Source organism: Candidatus Methanoperedens sp. (assembly GCA_027460525.1).
Classification (GTDB): Archaea; Halobacteriota; Methanosarcinia; order Methanosarcinales; family Methanoperedenaceae; genus Methanoperedens.
Map to the genome: position 1 here is coordinate 147865 of JAPZAS010000015.1, position 22871 is coordinate 170735.

At 43.7% G+C, this 22871-nt stretch carries 33 protein-coding genes; 20 read left to right on the forward strand and 13 right to left on the reverse strand.

Going from position 1 to position 22871, the window contains the following annotated elements; genetic code table 11:
- The first annotated feature begins 8 nt into the window (after nucleotides 1-8).
- Nucleotides 9-209: a type II toxin-antitoxin system HicB family antitoxin gene (locus O8C68_05290; protein MCZ7395217.1), complete on the forward strand. Its 201-nt coding sequence runs from the start codon at nucleotides 9-11 to the stop codon at nucleotides 207-209.
- Nucleotides 206-430 carry a type II toxin-antitoxin system HicA family toxin gene (locus O8C68_05295; GenBank protein MCZ7395218.1) on the forward strand — a complete coding sequence of 75 codons (225 nt, stop codon included), beginning with the start codon at nucleotides 206-208 and terminating at the stop codon, nucleotides 428-430. The genes O8C68_05290 and O8C68_05295 overlap by 4 nt, the downstream gene beginning before the upstream one ends.
- Before the next feature lie 148 nt (nucleotides 431-578).
- On the opposite strand, the gene O8C68_05300 is transcribed toward O8C68_05295, so the two are convergent.
- Nucleotides 579-974 (reverse strand): type II toxin-antitoxin system VapC family toxin, encoded by a 396-nt coding sequence (locus tag O8C68_05300; GenBank protein MCZ7395219.1) that lies wholly within the window; start codon nucleotides 972-974, stop codon nucleotides 579-581.
- A complete protein-coding gene (locus O8C68_05305; GenBank protein ID MCZ7395220.1) occupies nucleotides 971-1195 on the reverse strand; it encodes a hypothetical protein in 225 nt (74 codons plus the stop codon). Before O8C68_05305 ends, O8C68_05300 begins: the two co-directional genes overlap by 4 nt.
- A gap of 273 nt (nucleotides 1196-1468) precedes the next feature.
- On the opposite strand from O8C68_05305, the gene O8C68_05310 reads away from it, so the two are divergent.
- The gene (locus tag O8C68_05310; protein ID MCZ7395221.1) at nucleotides 1469-1777 is read left to right on the forward strand and encodes a UPF0175 family protein; all 309 of its coding nucleotides are present in this window, start codon (nucleotides 1469-1471) and stop codon (nucleotides 1775-1777) included.
- Nucleotides 1774-2259, forward strand: a complete 486-nt coding sequence (locus O8C68_05315; protein MCZ7395222.1) for a hypothetical protein — start codon at nucleotides 1774-1776, stop codon at nucleotides 2257-2259. The genes O8C68_05310 and O8C68_05315 overlap by 4 nt, the downstream gene beginning before the upstream one ends.
- A 143-nt stretch (nucleotides 2260-2402) precedes the next feature.
- Here O8C68_05315 and msrA read toward each other — a convergent pair whose 3' ends face one another.
- The 3 genes from msrA to O8C68_05330 are packed head-to-tail and all read right to left on the reverse strand — an operon-like array spanning nucleotide 2403 to nucleotide 5117.
- Entirely contained in the window at nucleotides 2403-2951 is a 549-nt protein-coding gene (gene msrA / locus O8C68_05320; GenBank protein MCZ7395223.1) for a peptide-methionine (S)-S-oxide reductase MsrA, read from the reverse strand.
- A 33-nt stretch (nucleotides 2952-2984) separates the two neighbouring features.
- Nucleotides 2985-3671, reverse strand: a complete 687-nt coding sequence (locus tag O8C68_05325) for an SDR family oxidoreductase (GenBank protein ID MCZ7395224.1) — start codon at nucleotides 3669-3671, stop codon at nucleotides 2985-2987.
- Between the two features lie 24 nt (nucleotides 3672-3695).
- Nucleotides 3696-5117 (reverse strand): aldehyde dehydrogenase family protein, encoded by a 1422-nt coding sequence (locus O8C68_05330; protein ID MCZ7395225.1) that lies wholly within the window; start codon nucleotides 5115-5117, stop codon nucleotides 3696-3698.
- Between the two features lie 60 nt (nucleotides 5118-5177).
- Between O8C68_05330 and O8C68_05335 the strand changes: the two genes are divergently transcribed.
- Nucleotides 5178-5900, forward strand: coding sequence for a class I SAM-dependent methyltransferase (locus O8C68_05335; GenBank protein ID MCZ7395226.1), 723 nt, complete (start codon nucleotides 5178-5180; stop codon nucleotides 5898-5900).
- Entirely contained in the window at nucleotides 5897-6220 is a 324-nt protein-coding gene (locus O8C68_05340) for a hypothetical protein (GenBank protein MCZ7395227.1), read from the forward strand. Before O8C68_05335 ends, O8C68_05340 begins: the two co-directional genes overlap by 4 nt.
- On the opposite strand, the gene O8C68_05345 is transcribed toward O8C68_05340, so the two are convergent.
- Nucleotides 6217-6963 carry a M24 family metallopeptidase gene (locus tag O8C68_05345; GenBank protein ID MCZ7395228.1) on the reverse strand — a complete coding sequence of 249 codons (747 nt, stop codon included), beginning with the start codon at nucleotides 6961-6963 and terminating at the stop codon, nucleotides 6217-6219. The two genes, O8C68_05340 and O8C68_05345, sit on opposite strands and share 4 nt — an antisense overlap.
- Before the next feature lie 37 nt (nucleotides 6964-7000).
- Nucleotides 7001-7162 (reverse strand): NAD-dependent epimerase/dehydratase family protein, encoded by a 162-nt coding sequence (locus tag O8C68_05350; GenBank protein MCZ7395229.1) that lies wholly within the window; start codon nucleotides 7160-7162, stop codon nucleotides 7001-7003.
- Between the two features lie 196 nt (nucleotides 7163-7358).
- On the opposite strand from O8C68_05350, the gene O8C68_05355 reads away from it, so the two are divergent.
- Nucleotides 7359-8519, forward strand: coding sequence for a pyridoxal phosphate-dependent aminotransferase (locus O8C68_05355; GenBank protein ID MCZ7395230.1), 1161 nt, complete (start codon nucleotides 7359-7361; stop codon nucleotides 8517-8519).
- Between the two features lie 21 nt (nucleotides 8520-8540).
- Nucleotides 8541-9539: a hypothetical protein gene (locus tag O8C68_05360; protein ID MCZ7395231.1), complete on the forward strand. Its 999-nt coding sequence runs from the start codon at nucleotides 8541-8543 to the stop codon at nucleotides 9537-9539.
- A 3-nt stretch (nucleotides 9540-9542) separates the two neighbouring features.
- On the opposite strand, the gene O8C68_05365 is transcribed toward O8C68_05360, so the two are convergent.
- Together O8C68_05365 and O8C68_05370 are read right to left on the reverse strand one after the other, a co-directional pair.
- Nucleotides 9543-10118, reverse strand: coding sequence for a cobalt-precorrin-7 (C(5))-methyltransferase (locus O8C68_05365; protein ID MCZ7395232.1), 576 nt, complete (start codon nucleotides 10116-10118; stop codon nucleotides 9543-9545).
- 6 nt (nucleotides 10119-10124) lie between these two features.
- A complete protein-coding gene (locus O8C68_05370; protein MCZ7395233.1) occupies nucleotides 10125-11111 on the reverse strand; it encodes a cobalt-precorrin-5B (C(1))-methyltransferase in 987 nt (328 codons plus the stop codon).
- A 93-nt stretch (nucleotides 11112-11204) separates the two neighbouring features.
- On the opposite strand from O8C68_05370, the gene O8C68_05375 reads away from it, so the two are divergent.
- The 12 genes from O8C68_05375 (at nucleotide 11205) to comE (ending at nucleotide 18793) form a co-directional block, all read left to right on the forward strand.
- Complete coding sequence (locus O8C68_05375; protein MCZ7395234.1) at nucleotides 11205-11633, forward strand: flavodoxin domain-containing protein; 429 nt, start codon at nucleotides 11205-11207, stop codon at nucleotides 11631-11633.
- Between the two features lie 9 nt (nucleotides 11634-11642).
- The gene (locus O8C68_05380; GenBank protein MCZ7395235.1) at nucleotides 11643-11798 is read left to right on the forward strand and encodes a hypothetical protein; all 156 of its coding nucleotides are present in this window, start codon (nucleotides 11643-11645) and stop codon (nucleotides 11796-11798) included.
- A gap of 38 nt (nucleotides 11799-11836) precedes the next feature.
- Nucleotides 11837-12157, forward strand: coding sequence for a thioredoxin family protein (locus tag O8C68_05385; GenBank protein ID MCZ7395236.1), 321 nt, complete (start codon nucleotides 11837-11839; stop codon nucleotides 12155-12157).
- Nucleotides 12158-12206: 49 nt separating this feature from the next.
- Nucleotides 12207-13403 carry a flavodoxin domain-containing protein gene (locus O8C68_05390; protein ID MCZ7395237.1) on the forward strand — a complete coding sequence of 399 codons (1197 nt, stop codon included), beginning with the start codon at nucleotides 12207-12209 and terminating at the stop codon, nucleotides 13401-13403.
- Between the two features lie 63 nt (nucleotides 13404-13466).
- Nucleotides 13467-13748, forward strand: coding sequence for a hypothetical protein (locus O8C68_05395; protein ID MCZ7395238.1), 282 nt, complete (start codon nucleotides 13467-13469; stop codon nucleotides 13746-13748).
- Nucleotides 13745-13978: a hypothetical protein gene (locus tag O8C68_05400; protein ID MCZ7395239.1), complete on the forward strand. Its 234-nt coding sequence runs from the start codon at nucleotides 13745-13747 to the stop codon at nucleotides 13976-13978. The genes O8C68_05395 and O8C68_05400 overlap by 4 nt, the downstream gene beginning before the upstream one ends.
- A 12-nt stretch (nucleotides 13979-13990) precedes the next feature.
- Nucleotides 13991-14158, forward strand: coding sequence for a hypothetical protein (locus O8C68_05405; GenBank protein ID MCZ7395240.1), 168 nt, complete (start codon nucleotides 13991-13993; stop codon nucleotides 14156-14158).
- A gap of 45 nt (nucleotides 14159-14203) precedes the next feature.
- On the forward strand, nucleotides 14204-14479 hold the full coding sequence (locus O8C68_05410) for a hypothetical protein (GenBank protein MCZ7395241.1): 276 nt from the start codon (nucleotides 14204-14206) through the stop codon (nucleotides 14477-14479).
- Nucleotides 14473-14853, forward strand: a complete 381-nt coding sequence (locus tag O8C68_05415) for a DUF6516 family protein (protein MCZ7395242.1) — start codon at nucleotides 14473-14475, stop codon at nucleotides 14851-14853. Before O8C68_05410 ends, O8C68_05415 begins: the two co-directional genes overlap by 7 nt.
- A gap of 55 nt (nucleotides 14854-14908) precedes the next feature.
- Entirely contained in the window at nucleotides 14909-16252 is a 1344-nt protein-coding gene (gene cobB, locus O8C68_05420; protein ID MCZ7395243.1) for a hydrogenobyrinic acid a,c-diamide synthase (glutamine-hydrolyzing), read from the forward strand.
- Between the two features lie 106 nt (nucleotides 16253-16358).
- A complete protein-coding gene (locus O8C68_05425; GenBank protein MCZ7395244.1) occupies nucleotides 16359-17669 on the forward strand; it encodes a cysteate synthase in 1311 nt (436 codons plus the stop codon).
- 14 nt (nucleotides 17670-17683) lie between these two features.
- Complete coding sequence (gene comE / locus O8C68_05430) at nucleotides 17684-18793, forward strand: sulfopyruvate decarboxylase subunit beta (GenBank protein ID MCZ7395245.1); 1110 nt, start codon at nucleotides 17684-17686, stop codon at nucleotides 18791-18793.
- Here the strand turns inward: comE and O8C68_05435 are convergent.
- From O8C68_05435 to O8C68_05450, 4 genes are all read right to left on the reverse strand, one after another.
- Nucleotides 18790-20190 carry a hypothetical protein gene (locus tag O8C68_05435; protein ID MCZ7395246.1) on the reverse strand — a complete coding sequence of 467 codons (1401 nt, stop codon included), beginning with the start codon at nucleotides 20188-20190 and terminating at the stop codon, nucleotides 18790-18792. The two genes, comE and O8C68_05435, sit on opposite strands and share 4 nt — an antisense overlap.
- A 10-nt stretch (nucleotides 20191-20200) precedes the next feature.
- The gene (locus O8C68_05440; GenBank protein MCZ7395247.1) at nucleotides 20201-20872 is read right to left on the reverse strand and encodes a hypothetical protein; all 672 of its coding nucleotides are present in this window, start codon (nucleotides 20870-20872) and stop codon (nucleotides 20201-20203) included.
- Nucleotides 20869-21372 carry a hypothetical protein gene (locus O8C68_05445; GenBank protein ID MCZ7395248.1) on the reverse strand — a complete coding sequence of 168 codons (504 nt, stop codon included), beginning with the start codon at nucleotides 21370-21372 and terminating at the stop codon, nucleotides 20869-20871. The genes O8C68_05440 and O8C68_05445 overlap by 4 nt, the downstream gene beginning before the upstream one ends.
- A 148-nt stretch (nucleotides 21373-21520) precedes the next feature.
- Nucleotides 21521-22870 (reverse strand): hypothetical protein, encoded by a 1350-nt coding sequence (locus O8C68_05450; GenBank protein ID MCZ7395249.1) that lies wholly within the window; start codon nucleotides 22868-22870, stop codon nucleotides 21521-21523.
- Between the last annotated feature and the right edge of the window lies 1 nt (nucleotide 22871).

Here is a 22871-nt window from a genome sequence, read left to right on the forward strand (position 1 = left end):
TAATGACCATGAAATTTAAAGTCGTTATCACAGAAGGCGAAGACGGCTGGTACGTGGTCGTGGTTCCTTCGCTTCCGGGCTGCATTTCTCAAGGAAAGACAAAAAAGGAAGCCCTTGAGAACATAAAAGAAGCCATAGAACTCTACCTTGAGCCTGAAAATGACTTTCTCTCCATGGGCACAGGCCAGGTAGCTGAGGTAACGGTTTGAAGTTGCCAGTTATTTCTGGAAAAGAAGCAATAAAAGCATTGGAGAGGGCTGGATTTGTTATAGTCAGGCAGAGGGGAAGCCACATCAGGATGAAGAAAGTTACATCTGAAGTCGTGATTAAAATAACCGTTCCTCTTCACGATACTCTTGACAGAGGAACCCTTAAGAGCATAATAAGAAGCGCAGGTCTAACTGTGGAAGAGTTCGTTGAATTGCTTTAAAAATTGATATTCTGTAGCACAAATCTGTAAGCACCTGCGCCGTCCCCAGCACCCTGCCCCGCAGCCCCCGCCGCAGGGAAAGCGCGCCGCCCATGCACCCTCAAAGGACGGCGCCGATTCGGGAATAAACCGGCACCGAAAGCTCTGGTCACTTTTTATCTAAAAAATCCTCAAACCTTCCGGCACCCGCGCTGCACTCAATCGCTCGATCAAGCAGCTTTTTATCCTCGGTTACAAGGACGTCCTTCATTGAAATTGATGCATAGAGGTACGATGCATCATAGTAGCTCAAATTGTTATCCACCGCTACCTTGAGAACTTCATTCTTGATCCCGATTTTTAAAATCTCCATCAAAGAAATGACCTTCGAGATAAATTTTATCAATTTTGCTCCTTCGCTTTCTGATATTTTCTTTCTTGTAACCTCTTTCCAGACCACGTTCCCAAGCTCATAATGCGCTAAATCCAGAGTTTTTCCTTCCAGCAGCTTATTAAAAGCTCCAATTTCTATAGCTCTATAAATGGAACTGGCATCATAAATCATCTCTCTCTATCCTCCCGAATTGATTTTGCAACCTGTTCGCTCTTGATTTTATTGATAATTGGTTTTAGTAATTCTGATTCTTTTTTGAGGTTCATAATCTCGAATTTTTTAATTTCATTCTGTATCGCTTTTCTTATAACTTCGGATGGTTTTATTCCATACTCTTCAATTTTATGCTTGACTTCTCTTGGTATCTTGGCTGAAACAGTCGTATAATCCATATATGTAGTTATTATATGTAATACATATAAAGATTACTAAATGTAGTAACAACCTGAACTATTTCACGTGCTGAGAAACATTCGAACTCATTCGCCCTCCCGACTCCCTCCATGCGCCCCGCCCGCAGTCTCCGCCACAGGGAAGCGCGCCGCCCACGCGCACTCAAAGGACGGCGCCGACACGGACTGAAACGCCTGATACAAGTACCAAAATCTGTCTGTTTGAGAAGCTATTTAAAGTCTCGAATCCAAATGTAACAGTGTGATACATAGATGCCGGCATCGGAAACCATAAGCGAAGAAATAGATATACTCGTAAAAAAGGGATATTATCCATCCAGATCTGATTTATTAAAGGATGCCTTTCGAACACTGTTGAACACAAAAGCTGAGTTGAAAATCTCTTTAGCCATCGAACTCTACCTGAAAGAAAAAGTATCCCTTGCAAAAGCAGCAGAGCTTGCAGGCATGACCACAATAGAATTCAAGGAAGTTCTGGCAGGAAGGGGAATAATAAGGGAAACCGAAGGAAAATCTGTTAAAGAAATAGATAAAAAGTTAAAAAAACTGGGGATTGCGTGATATTCTTTGCCGACACCGATATTCTTAGCGCATTTGCAAAAGCTGGTGCAATAAAGTACCTGAAACAACTATGTGCAGATTTGAAAATATCGCCTGCTATTTATGAAGAACTTGTGCGCGCAAAGCATGCTGGGTATTCTTTTGTATATGAGATTATTACTAACGTTGAGATTATTCTTCTCACGGAAGAAGAATACAAAAGTTTCAAAAATCTTCTGGAAAGCAGGAAAGACCTGCATGAAGGCGAATGCCAGTTGATTGTATTATGTACATCAAGAAATGGTATCCTGCTTACGAATGATAAAGCTGTAAAAAAATATTGCAACAAAAACAACATCGATTTTCTGGATTTGGAGGAAATCCTCAGGGCTTTGAAATTGAGAAAAATCCTGAAACATGAGAAATTAAAAAAACTTATTGAAGATATTGAAAAGAAAGATTTGACAATAATAAAATCGAAGGAGGATATTCTTGGAGATTGATGCTTCATTTCCCCTGAATAACTGATACTCACTTATTATTGAAACGTCCCCAAATCCATAAGCCCCTGCGCCGCACCCAAGCGCCTGTCCAGCAGCTTCCTCCGTCACAAAGAAGCGCACCCACAGTCAGCCGCAAGAGCCCGTCACTTCTTGAGCTTCGCAAGATATTGCTTGCGAAACTTGGCTACCTTTGGCTCAATCACTATGCGGCAATACGGTTGGTCAGGATTGTGTTCAAAGTACTCCCGGTGATACTCCTCTGCAGGATAGAACGCCGTAAACTGCACAATCTCGGTTACAATCGGTAAATCCCAGAGCTTTGCCGCCTCAAGCTCAGTTATCACCTCTTGAGCAACTTTTTCCTGCTCAGGCGTGCGATAGAATATCACCGAGCGATACTGCGTGCCCACATCAGCGCCCTGACTATTCAGCGTCGTTGGGTCGTGGATGGTGAAGAAGACCTCCAGAATCTCCCTGAACGAGATAATCACCGGGTCAAACGTTACCTGTATAATCTCGGCATGACCAGTAGTACCTGTGCAGACCTCGCGATAGGATGGGTTGGGCACACTGCCGCCTGAGTAGCCTGACTCCACTTTCTCCACACCGCGCAGTTCATTGAAGATGGCTTCCAGGCACCAGAAGCACCCTCCGCCCAGGGTTGCGGTTTCGGTTACGTTGTGTTGAGGCATAGATGATGACTCCTATTTACTTGGTCTCTGATATTAATAAAGTTCGACAGACTGCCCCGAGCGATATTTCCCAGGATGAATACAGATATCTGCAATCTTTTCCGCAACGTCCTCTGGTTTGAGGTCTGCCTCTTCATACGGGAACAGCCGCTTGAACATCCCTGTATCCACGCTTGCTGGACACAAGGCAACTATTTTAATGTTCTTGACCTCGGCTGCGGCAGCTTCCGTAAGACCGATGACAGCAAATTTTGATGCGCAGTAGGCGCTCAAGGTAGGAATTCCTGTTTTTCCGGCGCCTGAGGAGATATTTATTATTAAACCGCCGTGCTTTTCCATTTCAGGAATGATATTTTTCATATAAAGGAAGACACCTTTGACATTTACATCCATTACTTCCTCGAATTCTTCCACCTCAGTTTCCCATAGATATTTCCTTAACCCGACCCCTGCGTTATTTATCAGCACATCTACTTTCCCGAATTTCTTGATTGCTTTATTGATAACTTTTTTTACATCCTCTTCTCGCGTAACGTCGCCTCTAATAAAAATCGCCTTCCCTCCCGTATCATTTATTTCTTTGCTGACTTTTTCTATATCCTCTTCTGTCCTTCCAGTTACAACCATGTTTGCTCCCTCTCTCCCCAGCCTTTTCGCAATGTATTCCCCGATTCCTCTTCCGCTTCCTGTGACGATGATGGTCTTATTTTCAAGTTTCATTCCAATTCCTCGCTTGTTAGCACCTTATTCCAGGTTGAAGCTCACCATCTTGATGTTTGTCATCTCTTCAACAGCAAACCTCACGCCTTCCCTTCCTATGCCGCTCTCCTTGACGCCTCCGTAAGGCATATGTTCAGCCCTGAAAGTGGGAATCTCGTTAATCATAACCCCGCCGACGTTGAGTTTCTTTATTGCCTTAAAAGCATTGGCAACATTCTGGGTGTAAACCCCTGCCTGCAGACCAAAGATGCTGTTGTTCACCATTTCTATTGCCTCTTCAAATTCTTCAAATTCAATAACAGAGACCACGGGTGCAAATGCCTCAAGACACATTATCTTCATATCAGGTTTAAGGTTTGCCAGAACCGTGGGCTCAAGGATTCTTCCGTTCCTCCTTCCGCCTGTTAGAATGTTCGCACCATCTCTCTGTGCTTCCTGTATCCATGCCAGCGCCCGCCGGGCAGCCTCCTCGCTTATCATTGGACCGATGTCTGTCTTTTCTGAAAGTGGGTCTCCGATTCTAAGTTCTTCCACCTTCGGTATAAACTCAGCCAGAAACTTCTCATAAATGTTCCTGTGGACATAGAGGCGCTGTATCGAGATGCACACCTGCCCTGAGAAGCTGAAGGCACCTGTAATGCACCTTGGCACTGCCGTCTCAAGGTCGGCGGATTCATCAATAATCGTGGCTGAGTTGGAGCCAAGCTCAAGCGTTACATTTGCCATGCCTGCGAGCTGCTTGATGCGCCGGCCTACGTCGGGACTGCCTGTAAAAGTCACCATGTTAACTTCACCTGAAACAAGTGCCTCTCCAACCGTTGACCCCTTTCCTGTTACGATGTTTAAAAGACCCGCAGGTACCCCGGCTTCTGTCATAGTTCTGCACAGTTTGAGTGCTGAAAGCGGAGCTGCGCTTGCAGGTTTAAGAACCACCGCATTCCCTGCGGCAATAGCCGGAGCAACCTTATGGGCCACCAGGTTCAAGGGGAAATTAAAAGGCGTTAACGCTGCAACCACGCCAACCGGCTCGCGGATGTAAAACCCGAAGTGCCTCTCTGAACCTGGAGCTGCATCCATGGGAATAGTTTCTCCTGCAATACGTTTTGCCTCTTCGGCGGCAAACCTGAAGGTTAAAACCGCTCTCTCCACCTCTTTTCTGGAAGCCTTGATGGGTTTTCCGCTCTCCAGTGAAATGGTCCTGACAAAATCTTCCTTATCCCCGGCGATTAACCTGGAGGTGTTTTCCAGAATCTCCGAGCGCCTGTACGCCGGCAATTCCCGGTTGGTGTCAAAAGCCCGCCTCGCTTCGGCAACAGCGCTCTTCACATCCTCAGGTGAAGCCTCAGGCACCCTTGCAAGAACATCGTTTGTATAAGGATTCCTGACCTCAAAATAATTCTCACCCTGTACCCACCTTCCGCCAATCAACATTTTACACTCTTCCATAGCTATAACATATGGATTCAGGTTACTTTTAATTTGCGGAAGGATAATTACAATAATAGAATGACCGAACTCTATAGGGACTCTGGATTGGAAATATACGAAAGGTCACACTACTCACATAGGGAGCATATCACCGAGGTGGAAGAGATACTGGCATGGTACAGGCGCAGGAATACAAGGGTGCTGGATATTGGATGCAGCGGGGGACTGCATGCCCTTGAGCTGGCAAACAGGGGTTTTTCTGTAACCGGACTGGATATCGAGCCCTCGGCAATCCAGCTTGCACAAAAAAGGGCTCGCAGCGGAAATAAAGACGCAAAATTCCATGTTCTGGACATCGAGAAAGATGAGCTTCCATGCGCTGAGAAATTTGATTTCATTTACAGCATAGGGAATGTGCTTTCCCATGTAAGAAAAGAGCTTATGCCTGAGGTTTTACAAAAAATATGCGGATGCCTCGATGAAAAAGGCATCTTGCTGTTCGATGTCCTTATAAACTCAAAACCTTTTCAGGAGGAAATCTATCCCGGGGAGAACGAACTTCAAATAATCTGGAAAAGGAAGATAGATGAAAAAACAGGAAGGATGAGCATGGATGGGATTTTCCTGGATACCGGTTTTATCCAGCATTTCGATGTATGGGGATATACAGTTGATGAAATAACTGGAATGTTAAACTCCCTGGGATTCGGGAAAGTCCAATCCTCTCCCAGACTTGATTTTATTGGAAAAAACAACACCAAAAACCCTATAAGCCTTTACTTCCGTGCTGAACTTACATGAAATTATTCAATATCAGGGAACTTTATAAGGAAAAATATAAGGAATACATAGTTGGCTCGGAAGAGATTAAAAAACATAGCGTGTATCTCGTGTATGGCGAGGCTTCATGCGGCGAGAAAAGGGAAATGATACCAGCCGGTCATGACGAAATATTATTCTTACTATCCGGCGAGGCAAATCTTGAGAATAAAGACATAAAAATATCATTGGAAAAAGAGCAGGCGGTCTATATGAGCCCTGATGAAGCCTTCACGTTCACTGCACTTTCCGACTGCAGATATATTGTCGCAGGGACGCATACTGCGCCGCACGGGCATTAGCCTGCATCAAGAATCCGCGTTTCTTTCCCGATGTACACAAGGGTTTCGAATTTACTAGCCCGCTCTTTGTACAAGAGGTATGGCTCGATGACCCAGAGCCCGCTCATCGTCGTATTATTGCTTGATGTCAGGAAAGGTCCGCTTGCCTTAAAGAGCAGATAATTAAGCCCTGCTTCCGGAAATCTCTGCCAAAGCGGCGGCATCCTGCACAGGCGGTGTCCCATGGAAACAAGCGGCGGGAAGACAAGCGTATATTCAGGGTTTTTCTGTATAAGCTCCTTAGCCCAGAAAAACACATCTGCCACGACCATTCCCTCACTTACATGCCCGGCAATCCTGTGCGAAACATCATGCGCAAAGGCTGCCAGTGCCTCAAGCTCAGGGTTGCTGCCCATTACATGGCTGGTAGTATAATCTGCAGGATAGCCGTTGTACACAGGGGCAATATCTATCAAGACGAGGTCATTCTCCTGCAGGATGCGCATTCCTTTGGTCAGGTAGCTCGATGCAAGGGCAAATGCGCTTCTCAACTTGGTACTCCCCTCGCCCACACCGATTATCGGCATGTGCCAGTGCTGCTTCACATCATTGGTATGGAAAACTTCGGAGACGACTTCCTCTACCTCCTTTTCCGTCATGCCTGCTTTAATATTGCTCACAATCTCGTTACAAATCCCCTTCGCAAAGTTTCGTGCCGCAAGGTACCCTTCGAGGTCTTCATCCGATAGCTTATTTTGACTCATGGATTTCCCCTTCCTTTTTCTGGGACAAAAATGTCCCTTAAGCTTTCCTGAGAGGCACAAGCTCAAGGTTAAAAACCTCCTGCATTTCCTTCAAGTCGGCGATCCTCCGCACAGGGCATCGTGTTTGAATCCTTTCCTGAGCAAGCCTTCTCACCAGATGGCTCCCCACAAATCCTGTTCCTCCCGTGACAAGAATCATGTTCCCACTTCGCATGGCAGCCCGTGAATAATTTATCCCTAGGATAAAATCGAAGCCTGCTAGATTTAATTTGGTTTATTACGATAAAAGGCTATTGTGTACTTTTCTATATTTTTCCGTATTCCGTATTAGCAGGGAGCGCAAAGAATTTATAGCCTGAGTACCTACTTCCCCCAAGGGAGGTATTTGTATCTCAATATCTACTAAATTAAGGGAGCAGATGGCTGCTTCATCCTCGGTCACCAGGATGTTTGAGGAAAGGGCTGGAGATAAGGAAATTTACGATTTTACTCTGGGAAACCCGCAGATAGAGACGCCTGCAAAGTTTACTGAAGAGTTGAAGCGCATTGTAAATAATCCTTTTCCGGGTATGCATCGTTACACACCCATTGCAGGCTATACCAAGACAAGAGAAGCAATAGCTAAGACAATATCAAAGGAACATGGATTATCTTTCAGTGCACAGCATGTAATAATGACGGCTGGCTGTGCCGGTGCATTAAATATTGCTTTAAAAGCGCTCCTGGACCCTGGCGAGGAGGTTATTATTCTGGCGCCCAGTTATGTGGAGTATCCCTATTATATAGATAACCACGGTGGAGTTTGCCGGATAGCGCAAACGAACCCGGATTTCACAATAAACATTGATAATTTAGATTCTCAGATAAACTCCAGTACCAAAGCGATCATCCTGAACTCACCCAACAACCCGACCGGGGAGATCTATTCTGAGAAAACTCTGGAATCTGTTGCAAAACTCCTATATGAGAAGAGCCAGGAGTTTGGACAAGATATTTTTTTGATCTTTGACGAGGCATACCGGGATATAGTTTATGACGGCATCAAGCTTCCTGATGTTTTCAAGATTTATTCAAATACCATTGTTGCAGCCGCTTATTCCAAACCATTATCGATTCCAGGGGATAGGATAGGATATGCAGCAGTCAATCCTGAAATGGAGGAAGCCCGGGATATTATGGAGGCAATGACTTTTGCAAATCGCATCCTTGGATTCATTAATGCCCCTGCCCTTATGCAGCAGGTAATTACCAATCTGCAGGGAGTCCATGTCGATATCGCAGAGTACCAGGAAAGAAGGGACTTTTTCTGTGATGCTTTAGATGATTTCGGTTACTCATTTATACGTCCCAAAGGCACGTATTACATTTTCCCGGAGAGTCCTGTGGATGATGTCGTGTTTGCCAGAGAACTTTCCAGGGAAGGAATCTTTGTATTTCCAGGAACGGTATTTGGAAGAAGCGGATACTTCAGAATAGCCTTCTGTGTAAAGAAGGAAACCATAGAAAAATCTCTGGATGGGTTCAGGAAGATACTTCTTAAATACGAGAATGTTTAATATGCCTTCCTTTAAACAAAAATGAGTGAAGAAAAAGTCATTATATACATTAAAAAATGCCTTGATGAAGGGCGGATGTCTGAAGCTGTAGAAGCTGCTAAAGTCACGGGGGTGGCACTTTCAAAAGAGGAACTCAAAGCTTACATTTACAGATACCTTGAAAAAGGATGGATGTCCAAAGCCCAGGCGGGTTCCAAAGCTTCCGGAATAGAGCTTCCAGAAGAAGTTCTTACCGCATATGTTAATAAATATCTTGAAGAAAGGCGAATCTACTCTGCCATTGAGGCTTCTAAAATAATCGGGATGCCGCTTCCAAAGGACAAAATCGTCATAATCGGCAGGGACTGTCTGCTGAAAGGGAAACTCGCACAGGGCATGGAAGCCTACAAGCTTGCCGGAGAAAAACCGCCAGAGGGAGAACTGATTATCTGCGGCAGCCTGTGTTTTAAGGAAGGGCAGCTCTATCAGGGCTTGGAAGCATACAGAATAGCTAATAAGACCCCGCCAGAGGAAGAACTGGTTATCTGCGGTAAGAGGTGTTTCGATGAGGGACAGACGTCTCCTGGCCTGGAAGCCTACAGGATAGCCAATAAGACCCCGACCAGGGAGATGCTGCGTGCATGCGGTGAGAAGTGCCTGATTGAAAAACGCCATGACGATGCGAGAGCGGCTTTCGTGGCAGCGCAGAAGATAGAGGAAAAAATAGAAGCAATACCAATAGAGGTCAGGGAAATATCTCTTCAGGAGCTTGGCAACCAGAAGGAAATCCAGGAAGCTTGGAAATGTTTTGGGCCAAGAGCCTGCCAGGACTGCGAAAACGAGGAAGCATTCAAAGAAAGGTACTTTATCCTGTCAAGATGCCCGGAAACCAGCGAGGAGGAAGAGTGGCTTGATAGGCTCATGGAAAAGCAATATGGAGTAGAGCACTATGCTGTGGGAGTGTTGGGGGATAACAGAGGATTCGTTGATTCAGCGGTATGCAGGAAATGCGGATCCCAGAACGTGTTCTTTGATTTATAGGACTTATATAATTACCACACAGTACATCTCCGACCCGGCATGCGGGGGCTTTTCGGCAGTACCTGTTGCTATCCGCTCCTCTGGATAACCAAGCTTCTCACACACAAAAATCCGCCTTGACAGACCCAGGGCTTTTAGAAGACCTGCAATCTCCTCTATTCCGAAGGACGAGTCAGGAAGAAGAAAAATATCTCTCCCATTTCTTAATTCCGTTATAAGCCTCGTCTTTACAGTGCCTGTATCACGCGCATGGGCTGTGATTACAGAAAGCTTCTCAATATCCAGACATAATCTTGCGCAGGCAAGCTGCAGCGAAGAAATCCCGGGGATGATTTCATCACCTTCTTTCGCGTATTTCCCAAGACCGGAGAGCATCGGGTCTCCTGTCGAAAGCACAACTGCATTTTCAGGAAGTGAACGAAGGGTGTAATCCGTAATTTCGTGCGCCTCGCATCTGATATGTTCTTTTGCCAGTGCTATCGCCCTTTTTGAGCCGAATATTATCCCTGCATTCCGAATGGCAAATATTGCTTCCTGTGTCAGGAGATCGGGAGCTGCACCAACGCCAACTATTTTCACTGCATATCACCCGCTATCGCGAAGTATTGTTCCGTTCCTGTTTAAGAGCACAACCCTTTTTCCCGATTTTTTTACCGCCTCTCCCAGTGCACGGTCGATAAGGGGATTTTCAGGAGCATCATCGACCAGTTCCTGAATCGAGAGGTATCCGCTGCCTTTTAAAAGATATGGAGATGCCCATTTCAGTATCAGCCCGGGAAGCCCGGCGATTATCACTGTTGCATTTGTTTTTGCGGCTTTTAATCCCCTGGAAATGTCGCTTCCTATAAGTATAACCTCATAATCCGGGAAAAGCATATGCGAAAACCGAACACCAAGACGCCCTGTGGTAAGAACGAGCTTATCTGCTTTCGTTATGAGTTCTTCCTTCATCTCACCCAGATGTTCGTTCCATGGTTCCACAAAACCAGTGGTTCCGAGAATGGATATTCCTCGTGTTATTCCCATTTTTCCATTGAGCGTCTGTTTTGCAACTTCTTCGCCATGCGGAGCAGAAATGGTAACGTATGCACCTTTTGCTCCTGTTTCCGAAAGCGCTTCTTTTATCGCTTCTTCTATCTGGCGCATGGGGGATGGAGTTATGGCTGGCACGCCTTTTTTTGAACCTATGCCTTCACCTGCTTTTATTATAACGGTATCATATTCCCTTGCTTCTGCTATGAGCTCCAGTCCTGATGTCACATCAAAGGCATGGTCGCCTGAGTCCTTCAGTGCCGAGGCTCTTCCGTTTTTTGCAAGAACAGGAAGTATGGCGCGAAGCCCGCTCGGTGTGGGGACTGAAATCTCCGATACCTCTTTTTTCAACGATAAAACAGCCGCCTTTGCCGCAGCCGCAGCGGTCGTACCCGTGGTGTAGCCCCGCCGCAGCATCGAGCCGTCCGATAACAGTACGTAGCGCCCGCTGGATATTTTTTGAGCGAGTTCTTCTATGGGTATTTTGGCACTTTTTACCCATTCATCAGGTATTTGAAACTTGTTAACAGGGTCTATCATCGTATTCTATTGATTACCGTATCCATTATTAAGCATGCTTTTTCTCATAGAAAAAGTAGAAATACACGAACGATAATTATAAATTGTGGGAGCATGCCAAAACTTGTAATCATCTACGGCACAGGTTCGCATAATACAGAGCGGATGGCAGTTGCATTGGAAGAAGGCGCAAGAGCTGAAGGCATAGAGACCGTGCTGAAAAATGTAAATGATGCAGACAAGAATGAACTCAGGGATGCCGATGCTGTGGCAATAGGATCGCCCAACTATAACCATGCCATGATGCCCACGGTTAAAAAATTCCTAAATGACATTTCGGATATTGACCTATCGGGAAAAGTGGGTCTTGCTTTTGGTTCATACGGCTGGAGCTTTGAAGCCACAGATGAAATTAACAGTAAATTAAAATCGTTTGGCTCGGAAATGATACAGGATTTATATGTGAAAAGGATGCCTGGCGATGAAGAGCTTGAGTTATGCAGGAGAGTTGGTTCATTGTTAGCGTGTAAAATCAAGAAGTAAGGAGGTGCTATGTGCAGCGTAGGCGATTCGTTCGGAGTAGAGCTTGAAGGCGGCATGGAACCGCATGAATATGAGTGCAATCACTGCGGAAAGACCTTCAAGGGCATAGGCACAGGTCAGACCTGTCCGAAATGCTATTCCAGAGATGTGAAATGCATTGAGTAAAAAATAAGATTAATCTTTGCGATCTCTGCGTCTCTGCGGTGAATAAAACCCACACCGCAAAGGCGCTAAGAGCGCAAAGTATTGGTATCAGGTTTTTGACCACAGGTAAAATTATGAAAGTAACACTGATTCATGCGGACTGGTGTCCCATTTGCCAGGCAACCAAGAAGCTGTGGAATGAGCTTCGGAAGGAACACCAGTTTGATTATGAAGAGGTGAACCTGACCTCGCCTCAGGGCATGGAGTATGTGAAAAAATATGCTTTACATGCGGTGCCTGCCACCTTGATTGATGATAAGGTCGCATTTTTAGGTCTGCCTGAAAAGGCAAAGGCGATAGAGGCTGTGAGAAGCATTTAATAGAATTAAAACCAAAGTGGATTTCAATAGATAACGGAGTGTGAATAAAATGGTTGTAGAATTAAAAGAAGGCGTGTACTGGGTCGGCGCAGTTGACTGGAATATCAAGAAGTTTCACGGGCATGAATATTCAACGCACAGGGGCACTACGTATAATGCGTACCTGATTATCGATGAAAAAGTAGCTCTCGTGGATACTGTTTATGGTCCCTATTCCCATCAGATGATAGAGAACATTGAAAATATCATCGATGTCAAGAAAATTGATTACGTGATTGCAAACCATGCCGAGACAGATCATTCAGGCGGGCTTCCCGAATTGATGAAACTGATACCTGATGCCCCTGTCGTGGTCTCAGAGAAGGGAAAAGAAAGCATCTACAAACATTACCAGCACCACTGGAATTTCAAGGTTGTGAAAACCGGCGACAGCATAAGCCTCGGGAAAAACAGCCTTGTATTCGTAATGGCTCCCATGCTGCACTGGCCCGACAGCATGTTCACATACCTTACAGGCAAGAATATCCTGATGCCCAATGACGCCTTTGGCATGCACTACGCATCATCCGGGCGCTTCAACGACGAGGTAGATGAGATCGAGGTGTACCAGGAAGCCATAAAATTCTATGCGAATATACTTACGCCTTTTTCCGAGCTTGTCATCAAGAAAATAGACGAGTTCAAGAAATTGAACATTCCTGTGGATATCATCGCCCCAAGCCACGGGATTATGTGGAGGAAAAATCCGATGCAGATCGTGAATAAATATTACGAATGGGCATCGGGGGGAAATGACGGCTCTGCTGTCATTATATACGATACCATGTGGAACGCCACGGAAAAAATGGCGCAGGCGATAGCCGAGGGGCTTGAAAAGGAAGGGGTGAAGTTCAAATTGTTCAACATGGCTGTTTGCGACCGCAATGATGTCCTGACTGAGGTTTTCAAAGCTAAGGGAATACTCATCGGCTCACCCGCATTGAACAATGGTCTCCTGCCCACGATTAAGCCCATACTTGAGGATTTGAAAGGATTGAGGTTCAGGAACAAGGTGGGAGCAGCCTTCGGTTCATACGGCTGGAGCGGGGAGAACGTGAAGCTCATAGAGGAGAACCTTGAGAAAGCCAGGATCAAGGTGGTGCAGGAAGGTATTAAATTCAAGTGGCAGCCAACGATGGATGAGCTTGAGAAGTGCGTGGAGTTCGGAAGGAGCTTTGCTACGGAGATGAAGGGTGGGGATAATTAACCGCAGATGAACGCAGATTCTTTACAGGGCTCTCAGTAACGCAGCGCGGACAATGGTTATTATATGAACATCCGTTACTATACCGATTCAGAAACAGGTCTGCCCCATATCTACAGACATTATGTATCTGAAGACGAGGTAAAGGATGTTTTATTAAAGCCTGGGGAAGATCGCTCAGGAAGAGCTAGTTCACGGGTTGCCATTGGTCAATCCCGCGCTGGACGGTACCTGAAGGTTATCTACATTCTTGACCTTGAGCCAAAAAGTATTTTTGTCATAACAGCCTTTGATTTAATTGGCAAACCATTAATGGCTTATAAACGCAGGAGCCAAAAGAAAAAATGAAGAAAAGTAAATTTCCCAAAGGTTGGGATGAAGAGAGAGTGAGGAAAGTTCTAGCTCATTATGAAAAACAAACCGAGGAGGAAGCCGTAGCAGAGGATGAGGCGGCGTATGAGACCAGAACCCAGACTGCGATGGACATCCCTGTTCAATTAGTTCCTAAAATCAGGGAACTTATCGCAAAGCATCATGCATTACATGATGTTGAAACAACCGCAGATAATATGGGCTAAAAGATCGATACAATGGAATTGTTTCTCGATGAAATCTTCGTGTCGCTATCTTCGCGGTTGATGCCCGTTACTAAAACACGCGCACTCCTCATCGCAGGCACAGGCAGCGGCGTGGGGAAAACCACAGTCGCGCTCGGCATGATTGCGCGCCACCACCAGGAAGGCTTACGTTCTATTTAAAGCCTGTCACAAAAGTTAAATAAGAATGCCGGCATAAAATGAATCATGGATGTTGCTATTTCCGAAGATGTGGCGCCTGTGATAAAGGACTCGATTCACAGAGAGATTTTACTCTTAGAGTCTAAGATAACTTTGGTGAAAAATGAAATAAAGCAGTTCGAAGAAAAGTATCATTTAGCCTCACCCGAATTCCTGAAGAAGTTCGAAAAGGGAGACCTTGGGGATTCACAGGATTATTTTGAGTGGTGGGGACTGATAAAAGGTCTTAAGACGCTGGAAGAAAGGCTGAACAAGGCTAAAGCGGTGAGCACTTATTGGTAGTTGCTGATTATTTTAAAACAGTAGAGCGATTGTTGAGCAACTCCAAGCTCATTGTAGATAAAACAGTTGATTTTAAAGAATTCAGCAGCGATGAAGGTATGGCAAGAGGGCGGCTATTATTCTTGGGCGGATACGTGCTTACGTTTATGGAGTACATCCAGACAGGAAAAGAGCGACTCAAGTATAGATTCAATCTCACTGATGGTAAAGGCAATATGATTTTTAGATACGATAATGCCGCTCACCATAAGGAAGACTATACTTACCCGCACCACAAACACGTAAGCACCGGGGTCAAACCTTCAAAAGAGATCGGACTCGCTGAAGTTTTGTCCGAGATTGAGAGCATGATATTAGCCAAATTTGAGAGTTAAATTTCATGGCTGCTCAAAGGTTTAGCTTATATCTCTTCATGCTTATTTCTATGCGATGACATCCGCCAAAACTCGCGCACTCCTCATCGCAGGCACAGGCAGCGGCGTGGGGAAAACCACAGTCGCAATGGGTTTGATGGCAGCGCTCAGCAAAAAGTACAAAGTCCAGCCCTTCAAGGTCGGACCCGATTTCATCGACCCCTCCCACCACACACGCATATGCGGTCGCCCTTCAAGGAATCTCGACAGCTTCATGATGGGAGAGCGTGGAGTGCTTGAGATATTCAAACGAGGCTCGCAGGGCGCTGATTTTTGCATAATAGAAGGGGTGATGGGTCTTTTTGACGGGCTTGATTCCACAGAAGTTGCAAGCACAGCCCATGTTGCCAAGATTCTGGATGTACCTGTTGTGCTGGTTGTCAATGCACATGGAGTCTCGCGCAGCATTGCCGCTGTTGTCAAGGGTTTTAGCGAATTTGACAGCGTCAATATTCAGGGAATAATCCTCAATAACACGGGTGGCAGCAGGCATGTTAAACTTATAATGGATTCGCTGCACAGCGCAGGCATCAAAATTCCCGTCACAGGAGCGCTTCCAAGAAATCCTGAATTATCAATCCCTTCGCGACACCTTGGTCTTCACATGGCAGGTGAAAGCAGCCAGAATATAGTGGTGCTGTCAGAGTTTATTGAAAAGCATATCAACATGGAATCGGTAAAAGCAATAGCAAGCAACTTCAGCTCGCCAGATGTCGCTCTAAACGAGCCTGAGGAAAGATTCGATGCCAGAATAGGCATTGCCCAGGACAGCGCCTTTTGTTTCTATTACCAGGATTCGTTAGATGCCCTCAAAAGTCTGGGAGCAGAGCTTGTTTTTTTCAGCCCGATGAGCGACGAGCTGCCGGAGGTGGACGGCATTTATCTCGGAGGAGGGTATCCTGAGCTATATGCGCGTGAACTTGAAGCCTCTCCAGCCCGCCGACAGATTAAAAAAGCAGCAGATGACGGAATGCCGATATACGGAGAATGCGGGGCGCTGCTGTATTTGAATGAAAGTCTTGAGACTGACCGAAGTTATAAAATGGCAGGCGTTCTTGGGGCAAGTTCAAGGATGACCGATAAGCTTGCTGCGCTCGGTTATACAGAGGCTGAAACCACAGCCGACTCGCCCATTGCACTGAAAGGCAAAATAATCAGGGGGCATGAGTTCCACTATTCGGTAACAGATAGCGACAGGGATGCGCATTATGTTTATAAACTGAGGCGAGGAAAAGGGATTATCGCTGGGAAGGATGGTCTGCTCGAGCATAATACCTTGGCAAGCTACATGCATACCCATCCAGCCTCGAATTCGTTTGAAGAGTTTTTACAACATTGCAGTAAATATAGATCACGATAGCACGAGTGGACAAAAGTATTTTGATACAAGTTTAGTATCCTGATCAGGAAAAAAATCTCCTTTTAATGGAAAGACATAAATAGTCTCCTAAATCAAATCATTAATTATGACAGAGAGCGAAGCGGCATGTAGTGTAAGCATTTCCCAGTTTAACCCGATTATCTCAATACCCGCGGATTCAAAATATTCCCTTGTCTGCACAGGCTGCGGAGGCGTTTATTTTGACGACAGCCTGAAATGTCCCTCTGATAATGCGCTGCTGCGTACAAATTACAGGAATAAAAAGCTCAATTTAAAAAATGTCCGCGGAATTGGAAAATTCCATGACTGGCTGCCCGTACATGAGATAATAACATCAGATTCCGGTCCTGTCACCTACAAAAGCACAGAGCTTGCAACCGAGCTGGGACTGAAGAATCTGTTCATCGGTTTTAATGGTTACTGGCCAGAAAGAGGGGCTTTTATTAAAACATGCAGTTTCAAGGAGCTTGAAGCCTTCCCCACCCTTCAGAAATTCAGAAATTCCGGTACATCGCTCGTACTTGCTTCAGCAGGAAATACTGCGCGTGCATTTGCGCATGTATCGGCATTAACCGGGGTAAAAGTGTACATTGTCATCCCGGCAAGCGGAGTTCCGAGGATGTGGCTCCCAGAAGAGCCCACTGATTCCATAAACATTATACAGATGGGTCCCAATTGCGATTATACCGATTCCATACATCTTGCAGAGCGGCTTTCTGCCATGTCTGGAATGCGGGCAGAAGGCGGAGCGAGAAATGTAGCGCGCAGGGACGGGATGGGAACTGTAATGCTCGATGCGTCGGTGTTTATGAAACGAATGCCAGACCATTATTTCCAGGCTATAGGAAGCGGAACAGGGGGTATTGCAGCATGGGAAGCCTCGCTTCGACTCCTTGAGGACGGAAGATTCGGCATGAAATTGCCAGAGCTTCATCTTTCCCAGAACCTGCCTTTTGCGCCAATGCTCAATGCCTGGAAGGCAGGAAGACGTGAAATCATTAAAGATATCGATATGCCGGAGCCGAAAAAACTCATACATGAGATGTATGCCGATATCCTGTCCAACCGTGAGCCTCCTTATTCCGTCACAGGTGGCGTGTATGATGCGCTATGTTCAACTAACGGTAGCATGTACGGGATTTCCAACAGCGAAACTAAAACCGCACAGCAATTGTTCGAAAGCGTAGAAGGAATTGATATCTTCCCGCCTGCTGCAGTCGCAGTGGCATCCTTAATCCATGCTGTGGAGAGCGGGAAAGTGGAAGCCGATGAACATATCTTATTGAATATAACAGGCGGGGGAGTGAAGAGGCTTGAGCAGGATTATCATCTCTATAAGATAGAGCCGGCAGCACACGCCGAAAATGCAACCGTCTCACTTTCTGAAATAATTTAAAAAGGTTTTTCTTGATGGAAAGTCCGGAGCGCAGGGTCGTTGAGATTCTTAAAAATAACAGGATTGATGTTGCGGCTACATTGCCGTGCGACAGGATAAAAGTGCTGCTTCCCCTTATAAGCCAGAACATAAATACCATTCCCCTCACCCGCGAGGAAAACGGCGTGGGGATATGTGCTGGTGCGTATCTTGGGGGTGGAAGACCGATTATGGTTATCCAGAGTACTGGTCTTGGCAATATGATAAATGCTCTTCTTTCCCTTAATCTTACCTACGGGATACCGCTGCCCGTACTGGCAAGCTGGCGGGGTATCTACAAGGAATCAATAGAAGCCCAGATACAGTTTGGAAAGAGAATGCCGGGGATTCTGGAATCGGCTGGTTTAGCAACTACTATAATCAAGTCCAGAGATGAACTGGATAATATCGACCTTGCAATCAAGGATTCTTTCAGTAATAACCACCCGCATATTATCCTGATTTCTCCTGCAGCATGGGAAAACCCGTCCGGTGATATCCCCGCACCTCTGGAGATAACCCCGCGAATCTCGGAATTGAATTTTAAATCAAAGATAAGAAAACCTGTAATGACAAGATACGATGCAATTGGAATAGTTGCAGGATTGAGCGGTGACGATATTATAATTTCAAACCTTGGTTTCCCCTCCAAGGAATTATATATGATTAAGGACAGGGAGCTTAATTTCTACATGCTGGGTTCGATGGGGCTGGCATCCTCTATCGGGCTTGGGCTGGCGCTTGTTCAAAAGAAGCGTGTGTACGTGATCGACGGCGATGGGAGCCTTCTCATGAATCCGAATGTGTTGATTAGCATAGGAGCATATAACCCCCAGAACCTTAGTATTATTGCCGTGGACAATGCCGCGTACGGCTCAACCGGAAATCAGGGAACTTGCACGTACAACCAGATAGACCTTGAACTACTGGCTAAAGTTAGCGGAATAAAAAATACAATAAAAGTGCATTCAAAAAAGGAATTGAAAGAGGCGCTGCTTCGCAAAGTGAGTTTTATTCACGCTGTTGTGAAACCACTCAATGTGAATTGCAGTGAGATTCCCTTTTCTGCAAATGAGATTAAACAGAGATTTATGAAAGCAATCTAAGATTTAATCGTAATCTCTGGCGTTTCATCTTCCAATTCGAGTTTTTTTGCAATATCCATCAACCCCAGCTCCTTATCCAGGTCCAAAATCAGCATTTCAAGATTGATTGCAATTCGCTTTTCTTTTTCAAATTTTTCAAGTACTTCCAGATACCTGTTATTGACTTCCTCAAGATTTCCCTTGATAGACTTTATCGATTCCTCGTACTCGCTGATTAAGGCTGTTTTTCTTTCAAGCTCCTCCTTTAGCTCATTATTAACCCTTTCTTCCTGCCTGATTTCCTTCTCCAGACTTGAAGCTCTATCCCTTTCTTTTTCAAGAATGGTACTGATTTCCCTTAGCTCATTCTTGAATTTGTCTATTTCCTCCTGATACCTGTTATTGACTTCCTCAAGTTTTCCCTCAATAGTCTTTATCGATTCCTCATACTGGCTGATTAAGGATGTTTTTCTTTCAATCTCTTCCTTTAGCTCATCAATTAAGGATGTTTTTCTTTCAATCTCTTCCTTTAGCTCATCATTAATCCTTTCTTCCTTCCTGAGTTCCCTTGCCAGACTTGAAGCTCTATCCCTTTCTTTTTCAAGAATGGTACTGATTTCCCTTAGCTCATTCTTGAATTTCTCTATTTCCTCCTGATACCTGTTATTGACTTCCTCAAGTTGACCCTTAAAAGTCTGTATCGATTCCTCGTACTCGCTGATTAAGGCTGTTTTTCTTTCAATCTCCTCCTTTAGTTCATTATTAACCCTTTCTTCCTTCCCGAGTTCCCTTGCCAGACTTGAAGCTCTCTTCCTTTCTTTTTCAAGAATGGTACTGATTTCCCTTATCTCATTCTTGAATTTCTCTATTTCCTCCTGATATTTGTTATGGATCCCATCGAGTTGACCCTTAAAAGTCTGTATCGATTCCTCATATTCGCTGATTAAGGCTGTTTTTCTTTCAATCTCTTCCTTTAGTTCATTATTAACCCTTTCTTCCTTCCTGATTTCCCTTTCCAGACTTGAAGCTCTATCCCTTTCTTTTTCAAATTTTTCAATTATTTCCAGATACCTGTTATTGACTTCCTCAAGTTTTCCCTCAATAGTCTTTATCGATTCCTCATACTCGCTGATTAAGGCTGTTTTTCTTTCAATCTCTTCCTTTAGCTCATCATTAACCCTTTCTTCCTTCCCGAGTTCCCTTGCCAGACTTGAAGCTCTATCCCTTTCTTTTTCAAGAATGGTACTGATTTCCCTTATCTCATTCTTGAATTTCTCTATTTCCTCCTGATTCTTGCCTGGAATGACTGTTTCTTTGCTGCGCTCCCCAAGCTCCTTAATGATTTCATGCTGCTTCTCAACCAGATTTTCAAGTTCTGAAATCCTTTTCCACCAAAAAATACGATTAATAAAAGACATATATTTTATATTATATATTGTACTTTGATTTTATTTCTCTTAGGCTTTCTACATATTTGGGATTTTTCTTGAGGACATTAGAGATTCGACTCTGGGTATCCGTTTCCTTTTGCAAGGGCTGCTCTTTTTCCTTAATCATTTCATCTTTTTTCTTAACCTCACGACTGCTCTTGTCACTGACCAGTTTAACTCTCTCTACTCCTGTTTCGATGGTCAATCCATCAATTTTCCTGAGAATATCGAATGCCAGATGCGCAACATTATCTCTTTTATGTAGCAATGCCTTTTGTAAGTTTTTGTAATCTCCCACAATGCCATAATCAACTAAGATGTTAACAATATTTAACGCATCTAATGCAACAACCGGGGCGGACAGCGCCTGATCGCAGAAAAAGGGATACATGGATTTCCATATATCAGCCTTTACTTCGACATTTTTCACGCCAGGAGACATTTTCCTTAGAATATCTAATGAGTTGCGGGCGACATTGATATTTTTATGGTACAAGACCTTCTGCAACCCGAGGAAGTTTCTCCCTTCCATACCGAGATCTGCAAAAATCTTAACCTGGTTTAAAGTTTCGCGAACTACTATCTCATCCTCGGACTGCAATAAATCGTTCAGGAATGGATATATCGTCGAATTTGCTACCGATTGAATGGATTTTCCATTGAAAATCATGTTCTCTCGAAAACGTGTATTTCTTTCCCAACATTCATGCTTCTAATAATATCCAGTGCAAGATAGGCAATCTGCTTATTCTTGTGTACCATCATCTGCTCCATAGCATTGAATAAAATCTCCTTGATTTCTTCGTCATTTGATAATTCACTCGTAGCATTCATGGCATTGAGCACTATGTCGTCAGAATTGGATTTGAAGCATGTAACCAGGAATGGGATTATAGAATCTATAAGAATTTTCTTATATTCAACTGGATTGAGGGATTTTACCTTGTTCTCTGCCTCGTGTATCTGCCTCAGTACATCTAAGGAGAGATAGGCAACATCTTTATTCTTATGCTGCAAAGCACCGTTAAGAACCTGGGTTAAATCAGCCAGAGGGCTATAATAAACGAGCGCTTTTGCTGTTTTTAGAGATTCAAGTGCGAGATCGCTTTCCGAAGAATCTATACATTGTGCTAAAAGTGGCACTAAATTTTTTTCAATAAAATTGTCCATCAGTCATACCTCCAATTTAATATTATAGATATTCTTTTTAAGATATAACTTTTATCATTATATGTATGATGAGGGGCTGAACCCCAAAAAGTGGACAGGTAGATAAGAAACATTCTTAACTGGTTATACACTAAAATGGGGTTCCCTCCTATTTTTTTAATACTGATAGTTCTTGCAACTTGATTTGTTCTTCGGCGCTAAGATTTAGTTCTCCAAGTTCTTTTAATCTTGCGTCGATTTTTCCAGTTTCAATTAAAAGCTCATGTCTCTTTTTTTCTAACTCATCTACTTGATTTTTGCCTATTAGGATGTCCTTTTGAGATACAAGATCTGCTTTTTTCTGCGCTTTTTTACTGTATATTTCAAAATTTTCTGATAATTCTTTTAAATTGTTGGTGGGCAATGAGCTGTAATAGCTCTCGATTTGTCTTGATAATTTTTCAATTGATGTCTCTTTTTCATGTATAGTAGATTCAAATTGTTCAATTCTTGTTTGATTCGCAACCATATTATTAGTTTTTGATTTAATTAGATGTAGTATTATTAAAATTATTCCAATTAAAATACAAATAATGAATAAATAATTAATTAATCGTGCGCCAAATACACCAATTAAAAATATAATAATACCTATATATAATAAATTGTTTGATTTTGATTTATCAATATTTAATGTATCTTGCTCTTTTTTAAAGTCTGCATGAGTTTTATCTAACTCGTCCTGCAATTCATTTCTTTGATTTTCCAAAGATGTTAAATTAGAAATAATCTCGTTTGATACTTTTTCGTACCCTAAGAATTTTTTAAGTTCATTGTCTAATGCATTGATTTTTGCATCAATGTCATTAACTTTTTGAATTTGGTTAGTTATACCTTTTAAAACTTCATTTTTGCTTTTAGAATCATTTTTGAGTTTTTTAATAGCATCATAGTTTATTTTTATTTGTGGATACTTAGTATAATATGATTCTTTCGTGGTGATTTTTTCTTCTATTTTTACGTTCCCTGTTCTCGATTCGGTGGACAATCCTACAATTTTCCTGAGAACATCAAAGGTTAAATGCGCCACATTATTGCTTTTATGCAACAATGCTTTTTGTAAGTTCTTGTAATCTCCAACAATGCCGTAATCAACTAAGACATCAAGGATTTTTAATGATTCTATCGCAACAACTGATGTGGATAATGCCTGATTACATAAAAAAGGATACATGGATTTCCATACATCAGTATTTACTTCAACTTCTTTCTTCGCTACGACTGTAGACATTTTCCTTAGAATATCCAGCGAGTTACGGGCAACAATGTTTTTTTTATGGTATAAGAGCTTCTGCAACCCAAGGAAGTATTTCCGTTCTACACCGAGATCCGCAAGAATCTTAATATAGTTTAAAGTTTCGCGAACTACTGTCTCATCCTCAGACTGCAGTGAGTCATTCAAAAATGGATATATAGTCGCGTCAGCTACCGATTGAATGGATTTTCCTTTGAAAATCATA

Bases quoted from the DNA above. Each gene is read 5' to 3' on its own strand.
- O8C68_05290 (MCZ7395217.1), top strand. From the start codon at position 9: ATGAAATTTAAAGTCGTTATCACAGAAGGCGAAGACGGCTGGTACGTG.
- O8C68_05300 (MCZ7395219.1), bottom strand. From the start codon at position 974: ATGATTTATGATGCCAGTTCCATTTATAGAGCTATAGAAATTGGAGCT.
- O8C68_05305 (MCZ7395220.1), bottom strand. From the start codon at position 1,195: ATGGATTATACGACTGTTTCAGCCAAGATACCAAGAGAAGTCAAGCAT.
- O8C68_05310 (MCZ7395221.1), top strand. From the start codon at position 1,469: ATGCCGGCATCGGAAACCATAAGCGAAGAAATAGATATACTCGTAAAA.
- msrA (MCZ7395223.1), bottom strand. From the start codon at position 2,951: ATGCCTCAACACAACGTAACCGAAACCGCAACCCTGGGCGGAGGGTGC.
- O8C68_05325 (MCZ7395224.1), bottom strand. From the start codon at position 3,671: ATGAAACTTGAAAATAAGACCATCATCGTCACAGGAAGCGGAAGAGGA.
- O8C68_05330 (MCZ7395225.1), bottom strand. From the start codon at position 5,117: ATGGAAGAGTGTAAAATGTTGATTGGCGGAAGGTGGGTACAGGGTGAG.
- O8C68_05335 (MCZ7395226.1), top strand. From the start codon at position 5,178: ATGACCGAACTCTATAGGGACTCTGGATTGGAAATATACGAAAGGTCA.
- O8C68_05340 (MCZ7395227.1), top strand. From the start codon at position 5,897: ATGAAATTATTCAATATCAGGGAACTTTATAAGGAAAAATATAAGGAA.
- O8C68_05345 (MCZ7395228.1), bottom strand. From the start codon at position 6,963: ATGAGTCAAAATAAGCTATCGGATGAAGACCTCGAAGGGTACCTTGCG.
- O8C68_05350 (MCZ7395229.1), bottom strand. From the start codon at position 7,162: ATGATTCTTGTCACGGGAGGAACAGGATTTGTGGGGAGCCATCTGGTG.
- O8C68_05360 (MCZ7395231.1), top strand. From the start codon at position 8,541: ATGAGTGAAGAAAAAGTCATTATATACATTAAAAAATGCCTTGATGAA.
- O8C68_05370 (MCZ7395233.1), bottom strand. From the start codon at position 11,111: ATGATAGACCCTGTTAACAAGTTTCAAATACCTGATGAATGGGTAAAA.
- O8C68_05375 (MCZ7395234.1), top strand. From the start codon at position 11,205: ATGCCAAAACTTGTAATCATCTACGGCACAGGTTCGCATAATACAGAG.
- O8C68_05380 (MCZ7395235.1), top strand. From the start codon at position 11,643: ATGTGCAGCGTAGGCGATTCGTTCGGAGTAGAGCTTGAAGGCGGCATG.
- O8C68_05390 (MCZ7395237.1), top strand. From the start codon at position 12,207: ATGGTTGTAGAATTAAAAGAAGGCGTGTACTGGGTCGGCGCAGTTGAC.
- O8C68_05395 (MCZ7395238.1), top strand. From the start codon at position 13,467: ATGAACATCCGTTACTATACCGATTCAGAAACAGGTCTGCCCCATATC.
- O8C68_05400 (MCZ7395239.1), top strand. From the start codon at position 13,745: ATGAAGAAAAGTAAATTTCCCAAAGGTTGGGATGAAGAGAGAGTGAGG.
- O8C68_05405 (MCZ7395240.1), top strand. From the start codon at position 13,991: ATGGAATTGTTTCTCGATGAAATCTTCGTGTCGCTATCTTCGCGGTTG.
- O8C68_05410 (MCZ7395241.1), top strand. From the start codon at position 14,204: ATGGATGTTGCTATTTCCGAAGATGTGGCGCCTGTGATAAAGGACTCG.
- cobB (MCZ7395243.1), top strand. From the start codon at position 14,909: ATGACATCCGCCAAAACTCGCGCACTCCTCATCGCAGGCACAGGCAGC.
- O8C68_05425 (MCZ7395244.1), top strand. From the start codon at position 16,359: ATGACAGAGAGCGAAGCGGCATGTAGTGTAAGCATTTCCCAGTTTAAC.
- comE (MCZ7395245.1), top strand. From the start codon at position 17,684: ATGGAAAGTCCGGAGCGCAGGGTCGTTGAGATTCTTAAAAATAACAGG.
- O8C68_05435 (MCZ7395246.1), bottom strand. From the start codon at position 20,190: ATGTCTTTTATTAATCGTATTTTTTGGTGGAAAAGGATTTCAGAACTT.
- O8C68_05440 (MCZ7395247.1), bottom strand. From the start codon at position 20,872: ATGATTTTCAATGGAAAATCCATTCAATCGGTAGCAAATTCGACGATA.
- O8C68_05445 (MCZ7395248.1), bottom strand. From the start codon at position 21,372: ATGGACAATTTTATTGAAAAAAATTTAGTGCCACTTTTAGCACAATGT.
- O8C68_05450 (MCZ7395249.1), bottom strand. From the start codon at position 22,870: ATGATTTTCAAAGGAAAATCCATTCAATCGGTAGCTGACGCGACTATA.